Source organism: Thermus brockianus, assembly GCF_021462505.1.
Taxonomy (GTDB): Bacteria; Deinococcota; Deinococci; order Deinococcales; family Thermaceae; genus Thermus; species Thermus hydrothermalis.
The window spans coordinates 195,264-215,463 of the sequence record NZ_JAKEDV010000003.1 but is presented as its reverse complement, the minus strand read 5'-3'; the positions used below and the strand labels follow the sequence as shown (position 1 = coordinate 215,463).

Sequence of the window (20,200 nt, the reverse complement as noted above, 5' to 3'; positions counted from 1 at the left end):
AAGACAAGGAGGCGGTATGTGGGAGTACCTCATCCACGGCGAACCCTCGCCCAGGCTCCAAGCCTTTTTGGAAGGGGTGGGCAAGGCGCTGGAGGCCCAGGGCTTCCGCTTTAACCCGGGTGCGGAAGCCCCCAACCTGGTCCTCAACGCCATCACCCCAGAAAACCCAAGGCCTTACCGCCGCAAGGCCCAGGCCACCTTCGTGGCCTCCGCTTTGGAGCTGCCCGAGTACCCGGAAGACCCCTTGCGCGAGCTCTACCCCTACCTGGTCCGGGCCCTTTCCAATGTGCTCTTGGCCTACGTGCCGGGAAAGGGGGTCAAGTTCCTCACCCTGGAGCTCGGCCACTATGAGGAGCCCGAGGGGGAAGGCTTCTTTGAGCGGGTGGCCCAAAGGCTTAAGCCCATCGCCTGTAGCCGCCTCGTCCTCAACAACATCTTTGAGCCCGACCTCGAGCCCGAGCTTTGGCACGGGGATGCGCTCACGGAAAGCATGTACCGGGCGGGGAAGAAGCTCAAGGAATGGGACCTCCTCCCTGCCCCCTTCCCCATTGAGGAGATCCTCCCCCCCGAGGACCTCCGCCACGTGAAGCGCCTCTACGGCATCGGGGGGCTTTCCTACGGCAACCTCTCCGTGCGCAAGGACGAAAAGCGCTTCTGGATGTCGGCGAGCGGGGTGGACAAGGCGAACCTCAGGGAGATCGGCCGGGACATCCTCATGGTGAAGGACTACGATCCGGAAAGGAACGCCATCCTCCTCTCCGTCCCCCCCCACGTGGAGCCCAGGCGGGTGAGCGTGGACGCCATAGAGCACTGGATGATCTACCGGGAACACCCCGGGGTGGGGGCCATCCTGCACGTGCACGCCTGGATGGAGGGGGTGCCCGCCACCCCCTTCAACTACCCCTGCGGCACCTACGAGCTGGCCCAGGCGGTGGCGGAGAAGGTGCGCCAAGCCCCCGACCCCACCCGGGCGGTGGTGGGGCTTAAGAACCACGGCCTCACCATCACCGGGCGGAGCCTGGACGAGATCTTAGAGCGCATTGAGGGCAAGCTCATCCGCACCGTGCCCATGTCATGAAGGCCCTCCTCTATACCCCCTCCCTCCCCCGCTTCCTCGGGGCCCGGGTCCTGGGAAAACGCTTCCCCAAGGGGCTCCTTCCCCTGGCCCTCGCGGAAGTCCCCCTGCCCGAACGGGAGGGCTTCGTGCGGGTGAGGGTCCGGCTAAGCGGGGTCTGCGGCTCGGACCTCGCCCTCCTCTACGGCAAAAGCCCCCCCTCCATAAGCCCCTTCTTCTCCTTCCCCGCCGTCCTGGGCCACGAGATCCTGGGGGAGGTGGAAGGGAACCTGGTGGCGGTGAACCCCCTCCTGGCCTGCGCTGACCGGGGGCTTCCCCCCTGCCGGAGGTGCCAGGGGGGAGAGGAAGGCCTCTGCGAGAACGTGGCGGAGGGGGCTTTGGCCCCGGGGATGCTGGGCTACAACCGGGACCTCCCCGGGGGGTGGGGGGAGTGGGTCCTGGCCCGGCCCGAGCGGCTCTACCCCATCCCGGACGGGGTCCCGGAGGAGCGGGCGGTGCTCGCGGAGCCCTTGGCCGTGGTGCTGAGGGGCCTCAAGAAGCTCAGGCCATGGCCCGGGGAGGTCCTTGTCTTGGGGATGGGCACCCTGGGCCTTCTCGCCGTGCGCCTCCTCAGGGCCTTGGGCTATGGGGGAAGGGTCCTGGCCGTGGCCAAGTACCCCCACCAGGCGGAAAGGGCGAAGGCCTTCGGGGCGGACGAGGTCTTCGCAAGCGCCAAGGAGGCCCAAGGGGCGAGAAGCCGGCGCTACCGCTACCTCCTCTTCACGGGCCACAGGGGCGGGTACCCAGGGGTGATAGAGGCCTCGGGAAGCGGCCGGGGCTTCCGGGAGGCCCTCGCCCTGGCGGAGGAAGGGGGTAGGGTCCTCCTTCTGGGCGCCCCAGGGCTTGAGCCCGTGGACCTTTCCCCCTTCTGGTTCAAGGAGGTGGGCCTTGTGGGGAGCTACACCTACACCCGGGAGGAGTTCGCGGAGGCGGTGAGCCTCCTCCCCGAGCTTGGAGGCCTGGAGGCCCTGATCGGCGGGGTCTACCCCCTTCCCGCCTGGAAGGAGGCCCTTTCCGCCCGGGGCAAGGCCCTCTTCCGGCCAAATGTGCCCTAGGCGGGGATGGCCCCAGGGAGCTAGGGCTATACTCCCGGCAAAGCGGAGGGAGGGGGCATGCCCTGGGAGGAAGAGCCTTTCATAGAGGCCGGGGAGAAGCTTAGGCGGCTCCTCAAAGAGGTCAAGCGGGTCATCGTGGGCCAGGACCACCTCCTGGAGAGGATGCTGGTGGCCCTTTTGGCCCGGGGCCACCTCCTCATTGAGGGGGTGCCCGGCCTGGCCAAGACCCTGGCGGTGCGGACCCTGGCGGAGGCCCTGGGGGGGAGCTTCAAGCGCATCCAGTTCACCCCGGACCTGGTGCCGGCGGACCTCCTCGGGACCCGCATCTACAACCCCAAGGAGGGGGTGTTCCGCACGGAGCTCGGGCCCATCTTCGCCCACCTCCTCCTGGCGGACGAGATCAACCGGGCCCCGGCCAAGGTGCAGTCGGCCCTCCTCGAGGCCATGCAGGAGCGCCAGGTAACCCTGGGGAAGGAAACCTACCCCCTGCCCAAGCCCTTCCTCGTCCTGGCCACGCAAAACCCCATTGAGAGCGAGGGCACCTACCCCCTGCCCGAGGCCCAGCTGGACCGCTTCCTCCTCAAGGTGGTGGTGGACTACCCCGCCTTCCACGAGGAGTTGGAGATCGTCCGCCGCATGACCACGGGGGAGGAGATCCGGGTGGAGAAGGTGCTCTCCCTGGAGGAGCTTTTAGAACTCTCCCGCCTGGCCGACCGGGTCTACGTCCACCCCAAGGTGGCGGAGCACGCCGTGGCCCTGGTCCAGGCCACCCGGAACCTGGAAGGGGCGGGGCTAAAGGAGCTCAAGCCCTACGTGGCCTTTGGGGCAAGCCCCCGGGCCTCCTTGGCCCTGGTCCAGGGGGCCAAGGCCTTGGCCCTGGTGCGGGGCCGGGCCCACGCCCTCCCCGAGGACGTGCGCGACCTCTACCTGGACGCCCTCCGCCACCGCCTCGTCCTCTCCTACCAGGCCCTGGCGGAAGGCATCACGGCGGAGGCGGTGCTCCGGGGCATCTTGGAGCGCCTCCCCGCCCCCTTCGTGCCCCTGCATGACCCTTATGGAGACGCCCGAAGCGCTCCTAGCCCGCCTGGAGCTTAAGGTGGTGCGTCCCCTGGATGGCCTCCTCTTCGGGGACTACCGGGGGGTGTTCTACGGCAAGAGCCTGGAGCTCGCCGAGATCGCCCCCTATAACCCTGGGGACGAGGCGGAGCGCATAGACTGGCCCGCCACCGCCCGCACGGGGGAGCTTCACGTGCGCCGCTTCCGGGAAGAGAAGGAGCTCACCCTCTGGCTCCTCCTGGACGGGAGCCCCTCCATGCGCTTTGGCTCCCGAAGGCGGGAGAAGTACGCCCTGGCCCTGGAGCTCGCCCTGAGCGTGGCCTACATCGCCCTAAGGCACGGGAACCGGGTGGGGGCGGTCCTCCCCTCTGGCCTCCTCCCCCCCAGGGGTGGCAAGGCCCAGGCCCTCCTCCTGGCGCAGGAGGCGCAGAAGGAGGGCCCCGCCAGGCCCCTGGCTGAAGGGCTTGACCTCCTCGGGCGGGTGGCCCGGCGGCGGAGCCTGGTCTTCGTCCTCTCGGACTTCCTGGACCCCTTCGCCGAGGCCCTGGCCCGCCTCGCCGCCCGGCACGATGCGGTGGCGGTCCTGGTGGAGGACCCCCTGGAGCGGGCCCTGCCCGAAGGCGGGGTCTGGCGCTTCCGCGACCCGGAAAGGGGCCTGGAGGTGGAGGTGAACGCCTTTGACCCCCGGGTGCGGGAGGCCTACCGGAAGCGGGCGGAGGCCCTAAGGGCGCACCGGATCCGGGAGATCGGGAAGGCGGGGGCGGACCTCCTCCTGGCCTCCACGGAGATGGACCTCCTCCCCCTCCTGCTCCGCTTCGTGGAAAGGAGGCGCAGGTGGCCTTCAAGAGCCCAGAAACCCTTCTCCTAGGGGCCTTCCTCCTGGGGGTGGCGGGCCTCCTCCTCTTCCTCCTGGCGGAAGGGGGGAAAAGGCGGCTAGAAACCGCCCTGGACCCCCCCTTCGCCCCCAGGCCCAAGCCCATCCCCCTCCCCTACCTCCTTGCGCCCCTCTTCCTCCTCCTCGCCGCAGGCCGGCCCGAGGCCACCCTTCCCTGGCGGGAAAACCTCACCCAGGCCGTGGTGGTGGTGGACACAAGCCACTCCATGGCCGCCGACGACGAAAACCCAAGCCGCCTGGAGAAGGCCAAGGCCCTGGCCCAAGCCTTCCTCAAGGGGCTGGACCCCTCGGTGAAGGTGGGCCTCGTGAGCTTTGGCCCCCAGGCGGTCTTGGTCCTCGCCCCCGCCACCGACCGCCAAGCCCTCCTGGAAGCCCTCTCGGGCCTGAAGCCGGGGGGTGTAAGCCCCTTGGGCCAGGGGCTGGAACAGGCCAGGCGGGTCCTCCGCCCAGAGGGCCCCGAACGGGACCTCCCGGAGGCGAGGCCCCCCGCCGCCATCCTCCTCCTTTCCGACGGGGCGGCCAACGCCGGCAAAGACCCCTTGGAGGTGGCGGCGGCGCTCGCCCGCGCCCAGGTTCCCGTCTTCGTCCGGCCCCTGGGGGACCCCCGGGGGGCGGTGAGCCGCATCGGGGAGGGGCTTTACTTCGTGCCCACGGACCCAGGCACCCTCCTCCGCCTGGCCCAGGCCACGGGGGGTGGGGTGCTCGCGGAGGACTTCCGCCCCCTCTACCAGGCGCTTAAGCCCCACTACGTCTGGAAAAACCGCCCCCAGGAGCTCACCCAGGCCCTAGCGGTGGCGGGGTTTCTGCTCCTCGGGTTTGGGGCCTACCTGGCCCTGGCCCGGGAAGGGAGGTGGCCGTGAGCCTCTTGGCCCCGGAGGCCTTAAGCCTCCTTCTCCTCCTCGCCTTCCTCCTCCTGGGGCTTTGGCGGGGAAGGCCCAAGGCCACCCTGCCCCACCCCCTGGCATCCCTCCTCCAGGAGGCGGCCCGGGAGGCCAAGGGGCCCCTGCCCTGGCTCCCCACGGCCCTCTTCGCCCTGGGGCTTTTCCTCCTGGCCCTCGCCGCAAGCCGCCCCGTCTTGCCCCTCCTAGGGCGGACGAGCGAGAACGTGGTGATCCTGGTGGTGGACGTGAGCCGGAGCATGATGGCCACGGACCTGAAGCCGAACCGCCTCGAGGCCGCCAAGGAAGCGGCCCGCACCTTCCTCGAGGAGGCCCCCAAAGGGCTCCGCATCGGCCTCGTGGCCTTTAGCGGCTCCGCCCAGACCGTCCACCCCCCCACCCCGGACCGCAAAAGGCTCCTGGACAGCCTGAATAGCCTGGAGTTCGGCCGCTCCACCGCCATCGGGGAGGGGATCGTGGAGGCCCTAGCCCAGATCCGCCAGGCGGGGGGGAAGGGGGAGATCCTCCTCCTCACCGACGGGCGGAACCGCACGGGCATGGACCCCTTGGAGGCGGCCGCGGAAGCGGCCAGGATGGGCGTGAAGGTCCACGCCGTGGGCGTGGGGGTGCCGGGCTGGACCCCGGGGCCCGAGGACCCGGTCATGGGCTTCGGCTTCTTCCCGGGGGCCTACGAGGTGGACGAGGAGCTCCTTTGGGCCATCGCCGAGATGACGGGCGGGGAGCACCACCTCATCCGCTCGGAAGGGGAGCTTGCTGAGCTCTACCGCCGCCTGGCCCAAGGGATGCGCCTGGAGGTGGCCAAGGAGGAGGCCACAGGCCTCTTCGCCCTCCTGGGCGGGGTGTTCGCCCTTCTGGGGGTGGGGCTAAGGCGCTACCTCTCCCCCGCCTAGGAGCCGCCAAAGGGGTTGGGCACGGGCTCCACCGGGAAAAGCTCCTGGGGCTCGCCACCCGGGACGGGAAGCATGCGGAAAAACTGCCCGTTTAGGAAGAGGTAGACCTGGGGCTCGCAAACCCCCTCCCCTTGGGCAGGCGGCAAGGCGAACTGCACCGGCGCCGCCTCTCCAGGACGGGCCAGGAAGGCCATCCCCGCCCCCAGAAGCCCTCCCAGGGCTAGGCCCAGAAGGAAGGGTTTCATAGCCCAAGCCTAGCAGCCCTGGCCTTGGCAGAAAAGGCGGAGGCTCCCTTTCCTTGGAGGCCAGGCCACCATTTCTTTCAAACGTCACCCTTACGCTAAGAGTATGCGCGCCCTCGCCTTCCTCCTCCTTCTAGGCTTCCTCCGGGCGCAAGCCCTCGCCCCTGGGGATAAAGCCCCCATCCTAGAAGCCCAGGACAGCTACGGCCGCCCCGTGGACTTCCGGGGAAGCTACGTGGTCCTCTGGTTCTACCCCAAGGCCAAAAGCCCCGGATGCACCGCCCAGGCCAAGCGTTATAGCGAGCTCTATGAGGAGTTCCGAAACCTCGGCGTGCGGGTCTACGGCGTAAGCCACGATCCCGCCAACGAGCAGTGCGATTTTATAGAGAAACTCTCCTTGAAAGGCGGCATGATCCCCGACCCCCAAGGCCGGCTCGCCCGGGCCTACGGGGTGCGGAGCCTCTTCGGCTTCTACAGCCGGGATACTTTCCTCCTGAACCCCGAAGGACGCGTGGAAAAGATCTGGCGGGGGGTAAACCCCTTTAAGGATGCGGACACCGTCTTGGCCTACCTGCGGGAGCACCTGCGTTAAAGGCCATCTCATCCGCAAGCCCCAAGGCCCTGCGTAAGATGTAGGGCGTGTACGCCTTCCGCCAGGGCCTAAGGCAGATCCTCCGCCACCCCACGGCAAGCCTCGCCACCTTCTTCACGGCGCTCGTGTCCTTTGCCCTCCTCTACTTTCTCGGGCTTCTCCTTTGGAACCTGGAGCGGGTGGTGGAAACCCTGGAAAGGGATTTAGAGGTGGCGGCCTTCCTGAAACCCGAGGCCAACCTAGAAGCCATCCTTAGCGCAATCCAGGTCTGGCCCGAGGTGGGGGAAGTCCGCCTGCAGACCAAGGAGGAGGCCCTGGCCCAGCTGGTCCTGGACTACCCCTACCTGGCGGAGGCCAAGGACCTGGTGGAAAACCCCCTCCCCGACACCCTGCGCCTGCGGCTCAAGGACCCCGAGGAGGTGCGCAAGGTGGCGGAGCGCCTGAAGAACCTCCCCGGCGTGGAGGAGGTGGAGTACGGGGGCGAGCTCACGGAGCGCCTGGTGCAGGTGCTCGCGGGAAGCCGCCTCGCCATGGGGGTTTTGGTGGGGCTTCTCCTCCTCAACACCTTCTTCAGCGTCATGGGGGCCATCCGGCTTTCGGTGGAAAGCCGCAAGGAAGCCCTTTCCATCATGCTCCTGGTGGGGGCCACCCGGCGCTTCATCCAGGGGCCTTTCGTGGTGGAGGGGCTTCTCCTCACCCTGGGGGCAGGGGCCTTGGCCCTGGTGTTGGGGGGGCTTCTCTACCGGGGCCTGGCCCAGGCGGTCCAGGGGCTTCTCCCCTTCGTGCCGGTCCTAAGCCCGGGGGACCTCCTGCGCACCGGGCTTGGGGTTTTGCTCCTGGCCGGGGTTTTGGGGGCGGGCGGAGCCTACATGGCGAGCCGGGCTTACCTGAAGGAGGTCTAGAGTGCGGCTTTGGCCCCTTCTTCTCCTGGCCCTCTCCCTCCTAGGGCTCGCCCAGGACCTCAAGGCCCAGGAGGAGGCGGTGCGCCGCCTCGAGGCCCAGACCGCCCGGGCCCGGGCCCTGGAAGAGGAGGCGGCAAGACGCATCCAGGCCCTCAACCGGGAGCTTAGCCGCCTCTCCCAGCGGGTGAAAGACCTCCTCCAGGAAAAGGCCCGCCTGGAAGGGGAAATCGCCCGCCTGGAGGGCGAGCGTGCCCGGCTACGCCAGGAGATCGGGAGGCTCCAGGAGGCGGTGCGGGAAACCGAAGGGCGCATCGCCAAGCTGGAGAAGGACCTGGAAAACCTCAAGGCCAGGCTCCAAGCCCTCATGCGAAGCCTCCACCGGGAAAGGGCCGGGCGCTACCTGCCCCTCCTCAGGGCCCAGTCCTTCGCCGACCTGGCGGTGAGGGCCCGCTGGGTGGGCTACCTCTCCCGGCAGGACGCCGCCTTGGTGCGCGCGTTCCAGGCCACCTTGAAGGCCCTAAGGGAGGAAAGGGAGCGGCTAAGCCTCCTCCTCGCCGACCTTTCCCAGAAGGAGCGGTCCCTGGCGGAAACCCAAGCCGCCCTGGAGCGGGAGAGGCGGGGCCTCGAGGCCACCTTAGCCGCCTTGCGCAGGGAAGAGGAGGGGAAAAGGGCCCTCCTGCGGGACACCCTCCAGGAAAGGCAACGCCTCCAGGCGGAGCTCGCCGCCCTCCAGGCCCGGGTCCTGGCGGAAAGGGCAAGGCTTTTGGAGCTTAAGCGGCAAGAAGAGGAGCGAAGGCGGCAAGAGGAGGCGCGAAGGAGGGAGGAGGCCGCCCGCCGCCAGGCCGCCCTGCGTCCCCAGGTGGTGGTGCCCCCCCCACCCCTCCCCGCCCAGGTGGGCCGCCTGGCCTTCCCCGTGCCCGGGGGGCGGGTCCTGGTGCCCTACGGCCAGGAGGGCCCCTTCCAGGTCATCCAGGGGCCCGCCCCGGGAAGCCCGGTCCAGGCCGCCGCCGAGGGGTACGTGGCGGGCATCCTCTACCTCCCCAACCTGGGCTACACGGTGATGCTGGTGCACACGGAAACCCTCTCCACCGTCTACACCAACCTGCAAGAGCCCCTGGTCCAGGAGGGGCAGAAGGTGGAACGGGGCCAGCTTCTCGGGTACACGGGGGGCGGCCTCCTCATCCGCCCCGAGGAGCTGGAGTTCCGCGTGGCGGTCCGGGTGGGAAGCGAAACCCGCTTCGTGGACCCCGCCGCCTACTACTAGCCCCGCCCCGGGGCAGGTGGGCTTTCAGGCGGGCTCAATGAGCCCGTAGTTCCCGTCCTTGCGGCGGTAGATGACGTTGATCTCGTCGGTTTCGGCGTTGCGGAAGACGAAGAAGTCGTGCCCCAAGGCCTCCATCTGGAAGGCCGCCTCCTCCGGGGACATGGGCTTCATCTCAAAGCGCTTCACCCGCACGATACGGGGGCCTTCCTCCTCCTCGGGCTTGCGCAGGGCCTCGAGGTCCCGCACCTCCGGGGGCGGGGGGCCTTGGTAGGAGTGGCGCTTGCCGATGAAGCGCCGCTCCTTGAAGCGCTTGAGCTGGGTTTCCAAGCGGTCCACCATCCGGTCAATGGCGGCGTAGAGGTCCGGGTCCTCCTCCTCCACCCGCACCAGCCCCCCGGGGAGGTCCACCTGCACCTCGGCCTTGGCCTTCCGCTCCACGTGGGGGCTTGCCGCCAAGGAGAGGACCACCTTGGCCATGAGCTCCCCGTTCTGGTAGCGGTCCAGGCGGGAAAGCTTCTTTTCCACGTACTCCCGGATGGCGTCGGTAATCTCCAGGTTGCGGCCGATGAGCTTGTAGACGTTCATGTGCCCTCCTTTCCGCCCCGGTCAGGGCTTTCCCTTACCCTTATGCTACCACCTTCCCCGGGACGCTCGTCCCGCACCACCTGCCCTGCCTTGAGGACCACCACCCGGGCGGGGTAGGCCTCCAGAAGCTCGCGGCTGTGGGTGGCCACCACCACCGTGGCCCCGCGGCTGTGGGCGGCCTTGAGGATGTCCAGGACCTGGAGGGCGTTTCCCAAGTCCAGGTTGCCCGTGGGCTCGTCCGCCAGGATCACGGGGGGGTCTAGGAGGAGGGCGCGGGCGATGGCCACCCGCTGGGCCTCCCCCACGGAAAGCTCCTCGGGAAAGGCCCGCTTCTTGTGGGCAAGCCCCACCCGGCGAAGGGCGGTGGCGATGCGCTCAGCCCATTCCTTGCGGGGCACCCCCTGCACCTCCAGAACGAAGGCCAGGTTCTCCTCCACGGTGAGGTCGGCAAGGAGGCGGTGGTCCTGGAAGACCATGCCGATGCGCCGGCGGTGGAGGGCCACCTGGTCGCCCCTTAGGTTTTTCAGGTTCTGGCCGGCGAAGTAGACCGCCCCCTGGGTGGGGAGAAGCCGCCTCAGAATGAGGGAGAGGAGGGTGGACTTCCCCGCCCCCGAGTGCCCCACCACGTAGACGAACTCCCCCTTCTTCACCTCGAGGTTCACGTTGTAAAGCGCCTTGGTCCCCGTGCGGGGGTACTCCAGGCCCACCCGGTGGAAGGCGATCATGCCCCCACTATACGCAAGGCGGGCCACGGTTGCTTCTCATGGAAGGGCGCTATAGTGGAGGCTAGGTGAGGGAGAGGATGAAAAAACGCGCGTGGTTCATCGCCGGGATCGGGGTGCTCCTTGCCCTGGTCTACGCCCAGCTTCCCAGGCCCCAGGCGGAAAGCCTCCTGCAAAACCCCAACGGCCAGGCCCTCCTGGAGGTCTACCAGCGGATCCAGCAGGACTACCTGGAAACCTTGCCCAAGGAGAAGCTCAACGCCCTCCTGGAAGGAGCCATCGGCGGCATGGTGGCCGCCTTAAAGGACCCCTTCACCAGCTACTCCCCGCCCCAGCGGGCCAGCCTGCGCCAGGAGGACCTTAGGGGCGAGTTCTTCGGCATCGGGGCCACCCTAACCCCCGCCAACCCCGACGGCACCGGGGCCAAGATTGAGGGGGTCATGAAGGGCCTCCCCGCCCAGCGGGCGGGGATGCGGGCGGGGGATGTGATCCTCGAGGTGGACGGGGAGGACGTGACCGCCCTGCCCCTCCAGGAGGTGGTGGCCCGCATCCGGGGCCGGGAGGGGACCAAGGTCACCATCAAGGTGCGCCGGGAAGGGGTGCCGGCTCCCTTGGTCTTTGAGCTCATCCGGGAGAAGGTGGAGATCATCTCCGTCTCCACCGGCAAGATCGGCGACGTGGGCTACATCGCCCTGGAAACCTTCGCCAACTTCAAGGTGGAGGACCAGCTCAAGAAGGCCATTGAGGACCTGAGGGCCCAAGGCGTCAAGAAGCTCATCTTTGACCTTAGGGACAACGGGGGTGGCCTCCTGGACCAAGGATGCGCCGTGGCGAGCGCCTTCCTGAAAGAGGGCCCCATCGTCTACACCCGCACCAAGAACCTCACCCGGGTCTGGTGCGAGGCCTCGGGAAGGCCCCTTTGGGATGGCCCCATGGTGGTCCTGGTGAACGGAAACTCCGCCAGCGCCAGCGAGATCGTGGCCGGAGCCCTCCAGGACTACGGCCGGGCCAAGGTGATTGGGGAGAAGACCTTCGGCAAGGGCGTGGGCCAGACCCCTTACACCCTGGCGAACGGCGGGGAGCTCACCCTGGTCACCTTTGAGTGGCTCACCCCCAAGCGCCGGGCCATCAACAAGGAAGGCCTGAAGCCGGACATTGAGGTCAAGGACACCCGCTTCCCCACCCCCTTCTCCTTCCAAGGGGCCGGGGCCCCGCCGGGGGCGGAGGTGAGCGTCACCCTAAACGGCAAGACCATCAAGGTGAAGGCGGACGCCGAGGGCAAGTTCACCTACGCCGAACCCCAACGCCAGCGGCCCCTCCCCGAGGAAAGGGGCCAGGCGGTCCTGGACCTAGAGAACGACGCCATCCTCAAGCGGGCCCTGGAAGAGCTAAACCGCTAGCCCCTTGGGCGTGGGGCCGGGGCTAAAGCCCCGGCCCCCCCTTTCACCTCACCACCGCCCCCGGGGGGATATCCCCTTCCACCGTGACCAAGGCGAGCTTCTCCCCTTCCTGGGCCGCCAGGATCATGCCCTGGCTCTCTATGCCCCGAAGCCTGGCGGGCTTGAGGTTCGCCACCAGCACCACCTTCTTGCCCAAGAGCTCCTCGGGCCGGTACCACTGGGCGATGCCCGAAACCACGGTGCGCTCTTCCTTCCCCAGGGAAAGCCGGAGGACCAGGAGCTTGTCCGCATTCGGGTGCTTCTCCGCCGCCACCACCTCCGCCACCCGGAGCTCCACCTTGGCAAAGTCTTCTAGGGCAATCCTTTCCATCCCTTCCTCCTTTTTGGGGGACCTGACCTCCTTGGGGAAGAGGACCGGGGCCTCCTCGGGGATGGGGAGGGGCTCGGCCAGGCCCCACCTTTCCGCCTCCTCGAGGCCTCCGGGCTCCTTAAGCCCCAGGGCCCGCCTAAGCTCCGCCATCTTCTCGGGCATGGCCGGGGTGAGGAGGATGGAGGCGATCCTTAGGCCCTCCACCACCCGGTAGAGCACCGCCTGGGCCGCTTCCTTGTCCTCCTTGTGGAGTTCCCAGGGCTTCTTCTCGTTGATGTAGCGGTTCAAGGCCTTCACGTAGGCCATGGCCTCCTCGAGGGCCACGTGGAACCTAAGCTCCCGCACCAGGCCCCGAAGCCTCTTGGGAAGCTCCGTGCCGTAAGCGAGCTCTTCCCCGGCCGCGGGCTTTGGGATCCGCCCCTCGGCGAAGCGGAAGAGCATGGCCCGGGTACGTTGCACCAGGTTGCCCAGGTCGTCCGCCAGGTCCGCCTCGTACCGGGCCCTCAGGGCCTCCTCGCTCACCGGGGTGTCCTGGCCGTAGGGGATCTCCCGCAGGAGGTAGTAGCGCAGGGCGTCCTTGCCGTAGCGCTCCGCCAGGGAGAAGGGGTCCACCACGTTCCCCAGGGTCTTGCTCATCTTGCGGCCATCGGGCCCGAGCAGATACCCCCCCACGTTCAGGCGGCGGTACATGGGGATGCCCGCCGCCTTGAGCATGGTGGGCCAGAAGACGGCGTGGGGCTTCAGGATGTCCTTGCCGATGAGGTGCCAGGCATGGGGCCAGAAGGTCTGGAAGCGCTCCCCCTCGGGGTAGTCCAGGGCGGAAACGTAGTTCAAGAGGGCGTCAAACCACACGTAGGTCACGTGGTCCTCGTCCCAAGGCAAGGGGATGCCCCAGGGGACCCGGGCCTTGGGCCGGGAGATGGAAAGGTCCCCGATAGGCTCGGAGAGCATGGCCAAGACCTCGTTGCGGTAGCCCTCGGGGCGGATGAGGTCGGGGTGGTCCTGGAGGTAGCCGATAAGCCACTCCCGGTACTTCTCCATGCGGAAGAAGTAGTTCCCTTCCTTCCTCCGCTCCACGGGACGGCCGTGGATGGGGCAAAGCCCCTCCACGAGCTCCTTCTCCGTGTAAAAGCGCTCGCAGGAAACGCAGTAAAGCCCCTCGTACTCCCCGTAGTAGATGTCCCCGGCCTCGTAGACCTTCCTCAGGACGTACTGCACCACCCGCTTGTGCCGCTCCTCCGTGGTGCGGATGAAGTCGTCGTAGGCGATGCCGAGAAGCTCCCAGGCCCTGCGGAACCGCTCGGAAACCCGGTCCACGAAGGCCTTGGGGTCCTCCCCCGCCCGCTCCGCCGCCCGGAAGACGGTTTCCCCGTGCTCGTCCGTGCCGGTGAGGAAAAAGGTCTGGTAGCCGTCCAGGCGGTGCCAGCGGGCCAGGAAGTCCGCCACCACCGTGGTGTAAGCGTGGCCCAGGTGAGGCTCGGCGTTCACGTAGTAGATGGGGGTGGTGATGTAAAAGACCTTCTCCATGCGCCCTCCTCCAAGAAAAAACCGGGGCATGCGCCCCTAGCGCCGGGGCATGCCCTTCATGGGAAGGAGTTTACACCCTAGGGCAGAAGCTCTTCCACCCCCAAGGGCCCGGCCACCAGGGCGCGGGTGGCGAGGCCCAGGAAAAGCCCCGTTTCCACCACCCCGGGGATCTCCAGGAGGGCCCGGTGGAGGCCAAAGGGGTCGCCGATGGGCCCAAAGCGGCAGTCGGCGATGAGGTGGCCGCCGTCGGTGAAGTAGAACTCGTCCCCGTCCATGCGGACTTCAGGCTCCCCCCCAAGCTCGGCGATGGCCCTTAGCGTGGCCCGGTAGCCGAAGGGGACGATCTCCACGGGGACGGGCCCCCGGCCCAGCACCGGCACCCTCTTGGTGTGGTCGGCGATGACGATGAACTCCTTGGCCGTGCGCTCCACGATCTTCTCCCGGAGGAGCGCCCCCCCCATGCCCTTGATGAGGAGGAGGCCAGGGGCGATCTCGTCCGCCCCGTCAATGGCCAGGTCCACCCCTTCCGGGGGGAGGTCCACCAGGGGGATGCCCTCTTTCCGGGCAAGCTCCTCCGTGGCCCGGGAGGTGGGCACCCCCACCACCCCCTTAAGCTCCCCTTCCCTAAGGCGGCGGGCGAGCTCCAAAACGGCGTAGCGGGCGGTGGAACCGGTGCCCAAGCCCACCACCATCCCGTCCTGCACGTAGGCCACGGCGGCGTGGGCCGCCTCCTTCTTGTAGCTCTCCAAAGGGTGTTCCATCAGCTTCCCCTTAGGGCCTTCAGGGCCTCCGCCACCTCGAGGGCGTGCCCCTCGGGGGAAACCTTGCGCCACACCTTGGCGATCCTCCCCTCGGGGTCAATGAGGAAGGTCTGGCGCAAGACCCCTTCCACCTCCTTGCCGTAGAGGTTCTTCTTCCCCCAGGCCCCGTAAAGGGCGATGGCCTGGCGCTCGGGGTCGGCGAGGAGGGGGAAGTTCAGGCCGTACTTCTCGGCGAAGCGCTTGTGGCTCTCCACGTCGTCGGCGGAAACCCCGAGGACCACCGCCCCCAAGGCCTTAAGGCTTCCCATGTGGTCGCGGAAGCCGCAGGCCTCCTTGGTGCACCCTGGAGTGTCGTCCTTGGGGTAGAAGTAGAGGACCACCCACTGGCCGCGGTAATCGGAAAGGCGGTGGATGCGCCCCTCCTGGTCGGGGAGGGCGAAATCGGGGGCTAGGGTGCCTTCCATGCCGGGCATTATAGCTTGTAGCCGAAGCGGCGGAGGAGGTCCTTGCGCCAGGCCACCTCGGCCTCGTCCTCCACCCCCAGGGGCTTAAACCCGTCCATCACCCCCAGGATGGCCCGCTGCTCCCCTTCCTCCGCCACCACCACCTTGAGGGGATTGGCGGTGGCGGCAAAGATGCGCACCACCTCGGGGCAGGCCTTCACCGCATGGAGGACGTTGATGGGGTAAAACCCCTCCCCCAGGACGATGAGGAAGGTGTGCCCCGCCGCCAGGTTCAGGAGGTTTTTCACCGCCAGCTCCACCAAGCCCTCGTCCGTGCCCGAGCGGCGGATGAGGCGCTTGCCGCTCGCCTCGGAGAAGGCGAGGCCGAACTTGATGCCGGGCACGGCGGTCACCAAGGCCTCGTGCAGGTCCTCCACGGTCTTGATGAAGTGGGCCTGGCCCAGGATCACGTTCAGGTTCTCCGGCTTCTCAATGGGGATGAGCTTGAGCTCCATGGGGCCATTTTACCCGTGGCCCAGGCCCCCATGCCGGGGGACTCTCCGGTGTAGCATAGGGGGCATGGACGTCCTGGAGAAGGCCGTGGCCGGGGAGAGGCTTTCGGAAAGGGAGGTCCTGGCCCTCTTTGACCTCCCCCTCCCCGAACTGGCCGCCGCCGCCCACGAGGTGCGGCTCAAGAAGACGGACCCCGAGGTGGTCACCTTCCTCATAGACCGCAACATCAACTACACCAACGTCTGCACCGTGGCCTGCGCCTTCTGCGCCTTCTACCGCACCAAGCGTCAGAAGGACGCCTACACCCTAAGCTACGAGGAGATCGCCAGGAAGGTGGAGGAGCTCTACCAGGTGGGGGGAAAGCGCATCCTCATGCAGGGCGGGGTGAACCCCGACCTCCCCTTGGACTGGTACCTGGACCTCCTCCGCTACCTCAAGGGGCGCTTCCCCGACCTCCGGATTGACGCCTTTAGCCCCGAGGAGATCCTGGGCCTAGAGCGCCTCACGGGCCTTAGGGCCGAGGAAATCTTGGAAAGGCTCAAGGAGGCGGGCCTGGACGGGATGCCGGGGGCGGGGGCGGAGATCCTGGTGGACGAGGTGCGGCAAAAAGCGGCCCCTGCCCGCATCCGGACGGCGGACTGGTACCGCATCGTGGACGCCGCCCAGGCCCTGGGCCTCTACACCCTGGCCAGCATGGTCATCGGATTTGGGGAAGGCCCCAAGGAGCGCACCGCCCACCTCCTGGGCCTCCGCGCCCAGCAGGATAGGGCCCTGGAGCGCCACCAAAACGGCTTCGCCGCCTTCGCCCTTTGGACCCTCCAGGTGGAGCACACCCGCCTCAAGGGCAAGGCCCCGGGGGCCACGGCCCACGAGTACCTGAAGACCTTAAGCATCGCCCGGCTTGCCCTGGACAACTTCGCCCACTTCCAAGCCTCTTGGCCCACCCTGGGCTTCAAGGTGGCCCAGGCCGCCCTGTACTACGGGGCGGACGACTTCGGCAGCACCATGCTGGAGGAGAACGTGGTGTCGGCCGCCGGGGGGCACAACCGCACCCACGCCACGGTGCGCCAGATCGTGCGCCACATCGTGGACGCGGGCTTTAGGCCGGCGGAGCGGGACCCCCTTTACCGCATCCTCCGCTACCCCGACCCCGAGGCCATCCTAAAAGAGCCCGAGCCCCTGGAGCTACCCCTGGCCTAGCCCGTGCGTTTGAGCTTCCCGGTGCGCTTGGCCCAGCGCTCCGCCAGGCCGAACACCCAAAGGCCCAAGGGGATGAAGGCAACCCCCATGAGGAGGAGGACCCCGAGCTCCGGGAGCACCGCCCCCAAGGGGGCCCCCACCAGGTGGCCGGGGGCGGAGTCCGGGTGCGGGATGCCCAGGAGCTTGCGGCTGGCCTCGAGGGCGTAGGTGGCGGGGGAGATGTAGGCCAAGGGCTGGAGCCAGGCAGGCAGGACGGAAACCGGGTAGTAGATGCCGGAAACCAAGAGCAAGACCCCCTGGAGGATGTTGGTGGCCTGGGCCCCGTTTTCCGGGCTCATCACCGGCAGGATGGCGGCCATGAGCCCCAGGCCCATGAAGGCCAGGCTCCCCACCAGAAGCACCACCAACACCCCCCAAAGGTTGGCCCCGGCGAGGTCCAGGTCCACGAAAAGGGCCAGACCCAAAAGAATGACCGCGGTGCGCACCACGCTGTAGAAGGTGGCGAAGAGGCTCACCCCCAAAAGGTGGACCAGGCGGGACACGGGGGCCATAAAGGTGTACTCCAGGGTGCCCTCCCAGCGCTCGTAGGCGATGGAGTTGGCGATCTCCTGGTACATGGCGGAAAGGTAGCTCCAAAGGAGCGCCCCCAGGACCAAGGTGAGGGTGAGGCGGAAATCCCCCTGGGCCACCCCGATGAGGGCGATGGTGGCGGCGTTGACGATGGCGTAAAAGGTGAAGACCACCACCCAGGAGAAGTAGCGCCGCGTCAGGTGGAAGTCGCGGAAGACAAAAGCCCACATGGGCAAGAGGTACTTACGAAGCATCGGTTTCCTCCTCGAGGCCCTCCCCCGTCATGCGCAAGAAGGCCTCCTCCAGGTTCCCGGCCCCGGCCACGGCCTTGAGCTCCTCCACCGTCCCCTCCGCCACCAGCCTTCCCCGCACCAGGAAGCCCACCCGGTGGGCCAGGCGCTCCGCCTCGGCCATGTCGTGGGTGGTGAGGAGGAGGGTGGTGCCCTCCTCCCGTCTGAGCTCCTCCAAAAAGCCCTGCACGTCCCGGCGGCTTCGCGGGTCTAGCCCCGTGGTGGGCTCGTCCAGGAGGAGGAGAGGCGGGCGGATGAGGAGGGCGCGGGCGATGGCTACCTTCTGCTGCATGCCCCGGCTCATCTCCTCCAAGGGGTCGTCAAACCGCCGGGTTTCCAAGCCAAGCCGCTCCAAGATGGCCATGGCCCTCCCTTCCGCCTCCTTGGGGGGGATGCCGTAAAGCTGGGCGGCGAAGAGGAGGTTTTCGCGGGGGGAAAGCTTCTTGTAAAAGGCGGCGTCCACGCTCACCCGGCCAATCCTTTCCCGCACCCGCCGTTCCTCCTGGGGTAAGGAGTAGCCCAGGATGCGCACCCGACCGGCATCGGGCACGAGCAAGGTGGAGAGGATGCGGATCAAGGTGGACTTGCCGGAGCCGTTAGGCCCCAAGAGGGCGTAGGTTTCCCCTTCCGCCACCCGGAAGGAAACCCCTTTCAGCGCCCACTCCTCCTGCCTGCGGCCGAAGGTGGTCTTGCGGAATACCTTGGAAAGGTTTTCTACTTCAATGGCCCACACGCGCGCCTCCTTCAGGCATAACCCTGGAAACCAGCGCACCAGCAGAGGAGGCTAGCGGGGGATCCGGGTACCCTCTAGGGTACCCGGGCAGGCTCTTTGGCGCAAGTCTCAGACCGGCTCTTTCAGGTAAAGCCCTTCCCGGATCTCGGCCAGGAGAGGGCTTAGGGGCTCCCCCCTTTCCAAGGCCCGGATTAGGGCGCTCCCCACCACCACCCCGTCCGCCACCGCCGCCTGGGCGGCCGTGGCCTTGCCGGAAACCCCAAAGCCCACGGCCACGGGCAAGGACGTCTTGGCCCGGATGCGGCGCACCAGGTCCTTTACCTCCTCGGGCAGGCGCTCCCGCTCCCCGGTGACCCCGGTGACGGACACGGCGTAGACGAAGCCCGTGGCGTGGCGGACCACGGTCTCTATCCTTTTTTCCGTGGAGGTGGGGGCGAGAAGGAAAACCGTTTCCAAGCCGATTTCCTGCGCGAGGCGCACCAGGGCGGGGTCCTCGTCGGGGGGGAGGTCGGGCAGGATGAGCCCCGTGGCCCCCGCCCCGTGGAAGAGGCTAAAGAAGCGCTCCGGCCCCCAGGCCAGGACGGGGTTCAGGTAGGTCATGAGGAAGAGGGGCTTGTCCGTGAGGGCCCGCACCTCCTTCACCAGCTCCAAGACCCCTTGCACGCTCATCCCCTTCCTCAGGGCCACCTCGCTCGCCCGCTGGATCACGGGGCCGTCCCCCAGGGGATCGGAGTAGGGCAGGCCGATCTCCAGGAGGTCGGCGAAGGGAAGTACCTCCTTCACCGCCTCCAAAAAGCCCTCCCGGCTGGGGAAGCCGGCGGTGAGGTAGGGGATGAGGGCGGCCCGCCCCTCCCCCTTGGCCTGGGCGAAGGCTTCCTTCGTGGTCATAGCTCCCCTCCAAGGAGGCGCATGGCCTCGGTCACGTCCTTGTCCCCCCGGCCCGAGAGGTTGATGACCACCACCTGGTCCTTCCCCATCTCCGGCACCACCTTGGCGGCGTGGGCGATGGCGTGGGCGGACTCCAGGGCGGGGATGATGCCCTCGAGGCGGGCCAAAAGCTTAAAGCCCTCCAAGGCCTCCTCGTCGGTGACGCTGGCGTACTCGGCGATGCCCATATCGGCGTAGTAGCTGTGCTCCGGCCCCACCCCCGGGTAGTCCAGGCCGGCGGAAACGGAGTGGGCCGGAGTGATCTGCCCGTCGTGGTCGTAGAGGAGGTACATGTAGCTCCCGTGCAAGACCCCCCGCTTCCCCGCCCCGATGCTGGCGGCGTGCCGCCCGCTGGCAAGGCCTTCCCCTGCGGCCTCCACCCCGATGAGCCTGGGCCTTTCCCCCTCGGGCAGGTAGGCGAAGGGGGCGAAAAGCCCGATGGCGTTGGACCCTCCCCCCACGGCGGCGATCAGGGCGTCGGGGTAACGGCCAAAGGTTTCCAGGCTTTGCCGCTTCACCTCCTCCCCGATGACGCTCTGGAAGTCCCGCACCATCATGGGGTAGGGGTGGGGGCCCACCACGGAGCCCAGGATGTAGAAGGTGGTGCGCACGTGGGTGATCCAGTCCCGGATGGCCTCGTTGGTGGCGTCCTTGAGGGTGCGGCTCCCCGCCGCCACCGGCCGCACCTCGGCCCCCAGGAGCTTCATGCGGAAGACGTTTAGGGCTTGGCGCCGCACGTCCTCCTCCCCCATGTAGACCACGCACTCCATGCCGAAGAGGGCGGCCACCGTGGCCACGGAAACCCCGTGCTGTCCCGCCCCCGTTTCGGCGATGACCCGCTTTTTCCCCATGCGCCGGGCGAGGAGGGCCTGGCCCAGGGTGTTGTTGATCTTGTGGGCCCCCGTGTGCAGGAGGTCCTCCCGCTTCAGGTAGACCTGGGCCCCGCCCCAGTACTCCGAAAGCCGTTTGGCGTGGAAAAGGGGCGTGGGCCGGCCGGCGAAGGTCCTCAGGTAGTGCTCCAGTTCCTCCAGGAAAGCGGGGTCCTTTTTGGCCTCGAGGTAGGCGGCCTCCACCTCTTCCAAGGCAGGGATGAGGGTTTCGGGAACGTACCGCCCCCCGTAGGGGCCAAACCGCCCCCGGGGGTCAGGCAAAGGAAAATCCGGCAAGCGTAGCATCTTCACTCTCCAAAAGGCGCCAAGCGCCCAAAGCCTATTTATCCTATCGCCCTCCGCCGACAGGGAAAAGGCCAG

Annotated in this window: 22 protein-coding genes; 11 read left to right on the top strand and 11 right to left on the bottom strand. The window is 67.9% G+C overall.

The window, feature by feature from the left end; translation table 11 throughout:
* The first annotated feature begins 16 nt into the window (after window positions 1–16).
* From LXN00_RS05170 to LXN00_RS05145, 6 genes are read left to right on the top strand one after another with little or no spacing between them, the layout of a single operon-like run.
* Complete coding sequence (locus LXN00_RS05170; RefSeq protein WP_234505758.1) at window positions 17–1,078, top strand: class II aldolase/adducin family protein; 1,062 nt, start codon at window positions 17–19, stop codon at window positions 1,076–1,078.
* Entirely contained in the window at window positions 1,075–2,169 is a 1,095-nt protein-coding gene (locus tag LXN00_RS05165; RefSeq protein WP_234505755.1) for a zinc-dependent alcohol dehydrogenase, read from the top strand. Before LXN00_RS05170 ends, LXN00_RS05165 begins: the two co-directional genes overlap by 4 nt.
* A 57-nt stretch (window positions 2,170–2,226) precedes the next feature.
* Entirely contained in the window at window positions 2,227–3,264 is a 1,038-nt protein-coding gene (locus LXN00_RS05160; RefSeq protein WP_234505752.1) for an AAA family ATPase, read from the top strand.
* A complete protein-coding gene (locus LXN00_RS05155; RefSeq protein WP_234505748.1) occupies window positions 3,224–4,093 on the top strand; it encodes a DUF58 domain-containing protein in 870 nt (289 codons plus the stop codon). The genes LXN00_RS05160 and LXN00_RS05155 overlap by 41 nt, the downstream gene beginning before the upstream one ends.
* Window positions 4,060–4,980: a vWA domain-containing protein gene (locus tag LXN00_RS05150; protein ID WP_234505745.1), complete on the top strand. Its 921-nt coding sequence runs from the start codon at window positions 4,060–4,062 to the stop codon at window positions 4,978–4,980. Before LXN00_RS05155 ends, LXN00_RS05150 begins: the two co-directional genes overlap by 34 nt.
* On the top strand, window positions 4,977–5,909 hold the full coding sequence (locus LXN00_RS05145) for a vWA domain-containing protein (protein WP_234505743.1): 933 nt from the start codon (window positions 4,977–4,979) through the stop codon (window positions 5,907–5,909). Before LXN00_RS05150 ends, LXN00_RS05145 begins: the two co-directional genes overlap by 4 nt.
* On the opposite strand, the gene LXN00_RS05140 is transcribed toward LXN00_RS05145, so the two are convergent.
* The gene (locus tag LXN00_RS05140; RefSeq protein WP_234505739.1) at window positions 5,906–6,154 is read right to left on the bottom strand and encodes a hypothetical protein; all 249 of its coding nucleotides are present in this window, start codon (window positions 6,152–6,154) and stop codon (window positions 5,906–5,908) included. The two genes, LXN00_RS05145 and LXN00_RS05140, sit on opposite strands and share 4 nt — an antisense overlap.
* 103 nt (window positions 6,155–6,257) lie before the next feature.
* Here LXN00_RS05140 and LXN00_RS05135 point away from each other — a divergent pair, with 103 nt between their 5' ends.
* From LXN00_RS05135 to LXN00_RS05125, 3 genes are read left to right on the top strand one after another with little or no spacing between them, the layout of a single operon-like run.
* On the top strand, window positions 6,258–6,743 hold the full coding sequence (locus tag LXN00_RS05135) for a peroxiredoxin (protein WP_234505736.1): 486 nt from the start codon (window positions 6,258–6,260) through the stop codon (window positions 6,741–6,743).
* Window positions 6,744–6,790: 47 nt separating this feature from the next.
* Window positions 6,791–7,645: a cell division protein FtsX gene (locus LXN00_RS05130; RefSeq protein ID WP_234505731.1), complete on the top strand. Its 855-nt coding sequence runs from the start codon at window positions 6,791–6,793 to the stop codon at window positions 7,643–7,645.
* A gap of 1 nt (window position 7,646) precedes the next feature.
* Window positions 7,647–8,909, top strand: a complete 1,263-nt coding sequence (locus LXN00_RS05125; protein ID WP_234505728.1) for a murein hydrolase activator EnvC family protein — start codon at window positions 7,647–7,649, stop codon at window positions 8,907–8,909.
* 24 nt (window positions 8,910–8,933) lie between these two features.
* On the opposite strand, the gene hpf is transcribed toward LXN00_RS05125, so the two are convergent.
* Window positions 8,934–9,494, bottom strand: a complete 561-nt coding sequence (gene hpf / locus LXN00_RS05120) for a ribosome hibernation-promoting factor, HPF/YfiA family (RefSeq protein WP_234505726.1) — start codon at window positions 9,492–9,494, stop codon at window positions 8,934–8,936.
* Window positions 9,491–10,219, bottom strand: a complete 729-nt coding sequence (gene ftsE, locus LXN00_RS05115; RefSeq protein ID WP_234505723.1) for a cell division ATP-binding protein FtsE — start codon at window positions 10,217–10,219, stop codon at window positions 9,491–9,493. The genes hpf and ftsE overlap by 4 nt, the downstream gene beginning before the upstream one ends.
* Before the next feature lie 77 nt (window positions 10,220–10,296).
* Between ftsE and LXN00_RS05110 the strand changes: the two genes are divergently transcribed.
* The gene (locus LXN00_RS05110) at window positions 10,297–11,616 is read left to right on the top strand and encodes a S41 family peptidase (RefSeq protein WP_234505721.1); all 1,320 of its coding nucleotides are present in this window, start codon (window positions 10,297–10,299) and stop codon (window positions 11,614–11,616) included.
* A 43-nt stretch (window positions 11,617–11,659) separates the two neighbouring features.
* Here the strand turns inward: LXN00_RS05110 and metG are convergent, their stop codons facing one another.
* The 4 genes from metG to LXN00_RS05090 all read right to left on the bottom strand — a co-directional run bounded on the left by metG (window position 11,660) and on the right by LXN00_RS05090 (window position 15,232).
* Window positions 11,660–13,513 carry a methionine--tRNA ligase gene (metG, locus tag LXN00_RS05105; protein ID WP_234505718.1) on the bottom strand — a complete coding sequence of 618 codons (1,854 nt, stop codon included), beginning with the start codon at window positions 13,511–13,513 and terminating at the stop codon, window positions 11,660–11,662.
* Between the two features lie 77 nt (window positions 13,514–13,590).
* A complete protein-coding gene (gene rpiA / locus LXN00_RS05100) occupies window positions 13,591–14,274 on the bottom strand; it encodes a ribose-5-phosphate isomerase RpiA (protein WP_234505716.1) in 684 nt (227 codons plus the stop codon).
* Window positions 14,274–14,747 carry a thioredoxin-dependent thiol peroxidase gene (gene bcp, locus LXN00_RS05095; protein ID WP_234505713.1) on the bottom strand — a complete coding sequence of 158 codons (474 nt, stop codon included), beginning with the start codon at window positions 14,745–14,747 and terminating at the stop codon, window positions 14,274–14,276. The genes rpiA and bcp overlap by 1 nt, the downstream gene beginning before the upstream one ends.
* Complete coding sequence (locus LXN00_RS05090) at window positions 14,747–15,232, bottom strand: adenosine-specific kinase (RefSeq protein WP_234505710.1); 486 nt, start codon at window positions 15,230–15,232, stop codon at window positions 14,747–14,749. Before LXN00_RS05090 ends, bcp begins: the two co-directional genes overlap by 1 nt.
* Window positions 15,233–15,296: 64 nt before the next feature.
* On the opposite strand from LXN00_RS05090, the gene mqnC reads away from it, so the two are divergent.
* The gene (gene mqnC, locus LXN00_RS05085; RefSeq protein WP_234505707.1) at window positions 15,297–16,430 is read left to right on the top strand and encodes a cyclic dehypoxanthinyl futalosine synthase; all 1,134 of its coding nucleotides are present in this window, start codon (window positions 15,297–15,299) and stop codon (window positions 16,428–16,430) included.
* Here the strand turns inward: mqnC and LXN00_RS05080 are convergent.
* The 4 genes from LXN00_RS05080 to trpB form a co-directional block, all read right to left on the bottom strand.
* Window positions 16,427–17,254 carry an ABC transporter permease gene (locus tag LXN00_RS05080; RefSeq protein ID WP_234505704.1) on the bottom strand — a complete coding sequence of 276 codons (828 nt, stop codon included), beginning with the start codon at window positions 17,252–17,254 and terminating at the stop codon, window positions 16,427–16,429. The two genes, mqnC and LXN00_RS05080, sit on opposite strands and share 4 nt — an antisense overlap.
* Entirely contained in the window at window positions 17,244–18,023 is a 780-nt protein-coding gene (locus LXN00_RS05075) for an ABC transporter ATP-binding protein (protein ID WP_234505702.1), read from the bottom strand. The genes LXN00_RS05080 and LXN00_RS05075 overlap by 11 nt, the downstream gene beginning before the upstream one ends.
* Before the next feature lie 108 nt (window positions 18,024–18,131).
* Complete coding sequence (gene trpA / locus LXN00_RS05070; protein WP_234505699.1) at window positions 18,132–18,911, bottom strand: tryptophan synthase subunit alpha; 780 nt, start codon at window positions 18,909–18,911, stop codon at window positions 18,132–18,134.
* The gene (gene trpB / locus LXN00_RS05065) at window positions 18,908–20,125 is read right to left on the bottom strand and encodes a tryptophan synthase subunit beta (protein WP_234505696.1); all 1,218 of its coding nucleotides are present in this window, start codon (window positions 20,123–20,125) and stop codon (window positions 18,908–18,910) included. Before trpB ends, trpA begins: the two co-directional genes overlap by 4 nt.
* Between the last annotated feature and the right edge of the window lie 75 nt (window positions 20,126–20,200).

Coding starts and splice junctions, on each gene's coding strand:
- LXN00_RS05170 (WP_234505758.1), top strand. CDS start 17: ATGTGGGAGTACCTCATCCACGGCGAACCCTCGCCCAGGCTCCAAGCC.
- LXN00_RS05165 (WP_234505755.1), top strand. CDS start 1,075: ATGAAGGCCCTCCTCTATACCCCCTCCCTCCCCCGCTTCCTCGGGGCC.
- LXN00_RS05160 (WP_234505752.1), top strand. CDS start 2,227: ATGCCCTGGGAGGAAGAGCCTTTCATAGAGGCCGGGGAGAAGCTTAGG.
- LXN00_RS05155 (WP_234505748.1), top strand. CDS start 3,224: ATGGAGACGCCCGAAGCGCTCCTAGCCCGCCTGGAGCTTAAGGTGGTG.
- LXN00_RS05140 (WP_234505739.1), bottom strand. CDS start 6,154: ATGAAACCCTTCCTTCTGGGCCTAGCCCTGGGAGGGCTTCTGGGGGCG.
- LXN00_RS05135 (WP_234505736.1), top strand. CDS start 6,258: ATGCGCGCCCTCGCCTTCCTCCTCCTTCTAGGCTTCCTCCGGGCGCAA.
- hpf (WP_234505726.1), bottom strand. CDS start 9,494: ATGAACGTCTACAAGCTCATCGGCCGCAACCTGGAGATTACCGACGCC.
- ftsE (WP_234505723.1), bottom strand. CDS start 10,219: ATGATCGCCTTCCACCGGGTGGGCCTGGAGTACCCCCGCACGGGGACC.
- LXN00_RS05110 (WP_234505721.1), top strand. CDS start 10,297: ATGAAAAAACGCGCGTGGTTCATCGCCGGGATCGGGGTGCTCCTTGCC.
- metG (WP_234505718.1), bottom strand. CDS start 13,513: ATGGAGAAGGTCTTTTACATCACCACCCCCATCTACTACGTGAACGCC.
- rpiA (WP_234505716.1), bottom strand. CDS start 14,274: ATGGAACACCCTTTGGAGAGCTACAAGAAGGAGGCGGCCCACGCCGCC.
- bcp (WP_234505713.1), bottom strand. CDS start 14,747: ATGCCCGGCATGGAAGGCACCCTAGCCCCCGATTTCGCCCTCCCCGAC.
- LXN00_RS05090 (WP_234505710.1), bottom strand. CDS start 15,232: ATGGAGCTCAAGCTCATCCCCATTGAGAAGCCGGAGAACCTGAACGTG.
- mqnC (WP_234505707.1), top strand. CDS start 15,297: ATGGACGTCCTGGAGAAGGCCGTGGCCGGGGAGAGGCTTTCGGAAAGG.
- LXN00_RS05080 (WP_234505704.1), bottom strand. CDS start 17,254: ATGCTTCGTAAGTACCTCTTGCCCATGTGGGCTTTTGTCTTCCGCGAC.
- trpA (WP_234505699.1), bottom strand. CDS start 18,911: ATGACCACGAAGGAAGCCTTCGCCCAGGCCAAGGGGGAGGGGCGGGCC.
- trpB (WP_234505696.1), bottom strand. CDS start 20,125: ATGCTACGCTTGCCGGATTTTCCTTTGCCTGACCCCCGGGGGCGGTTT.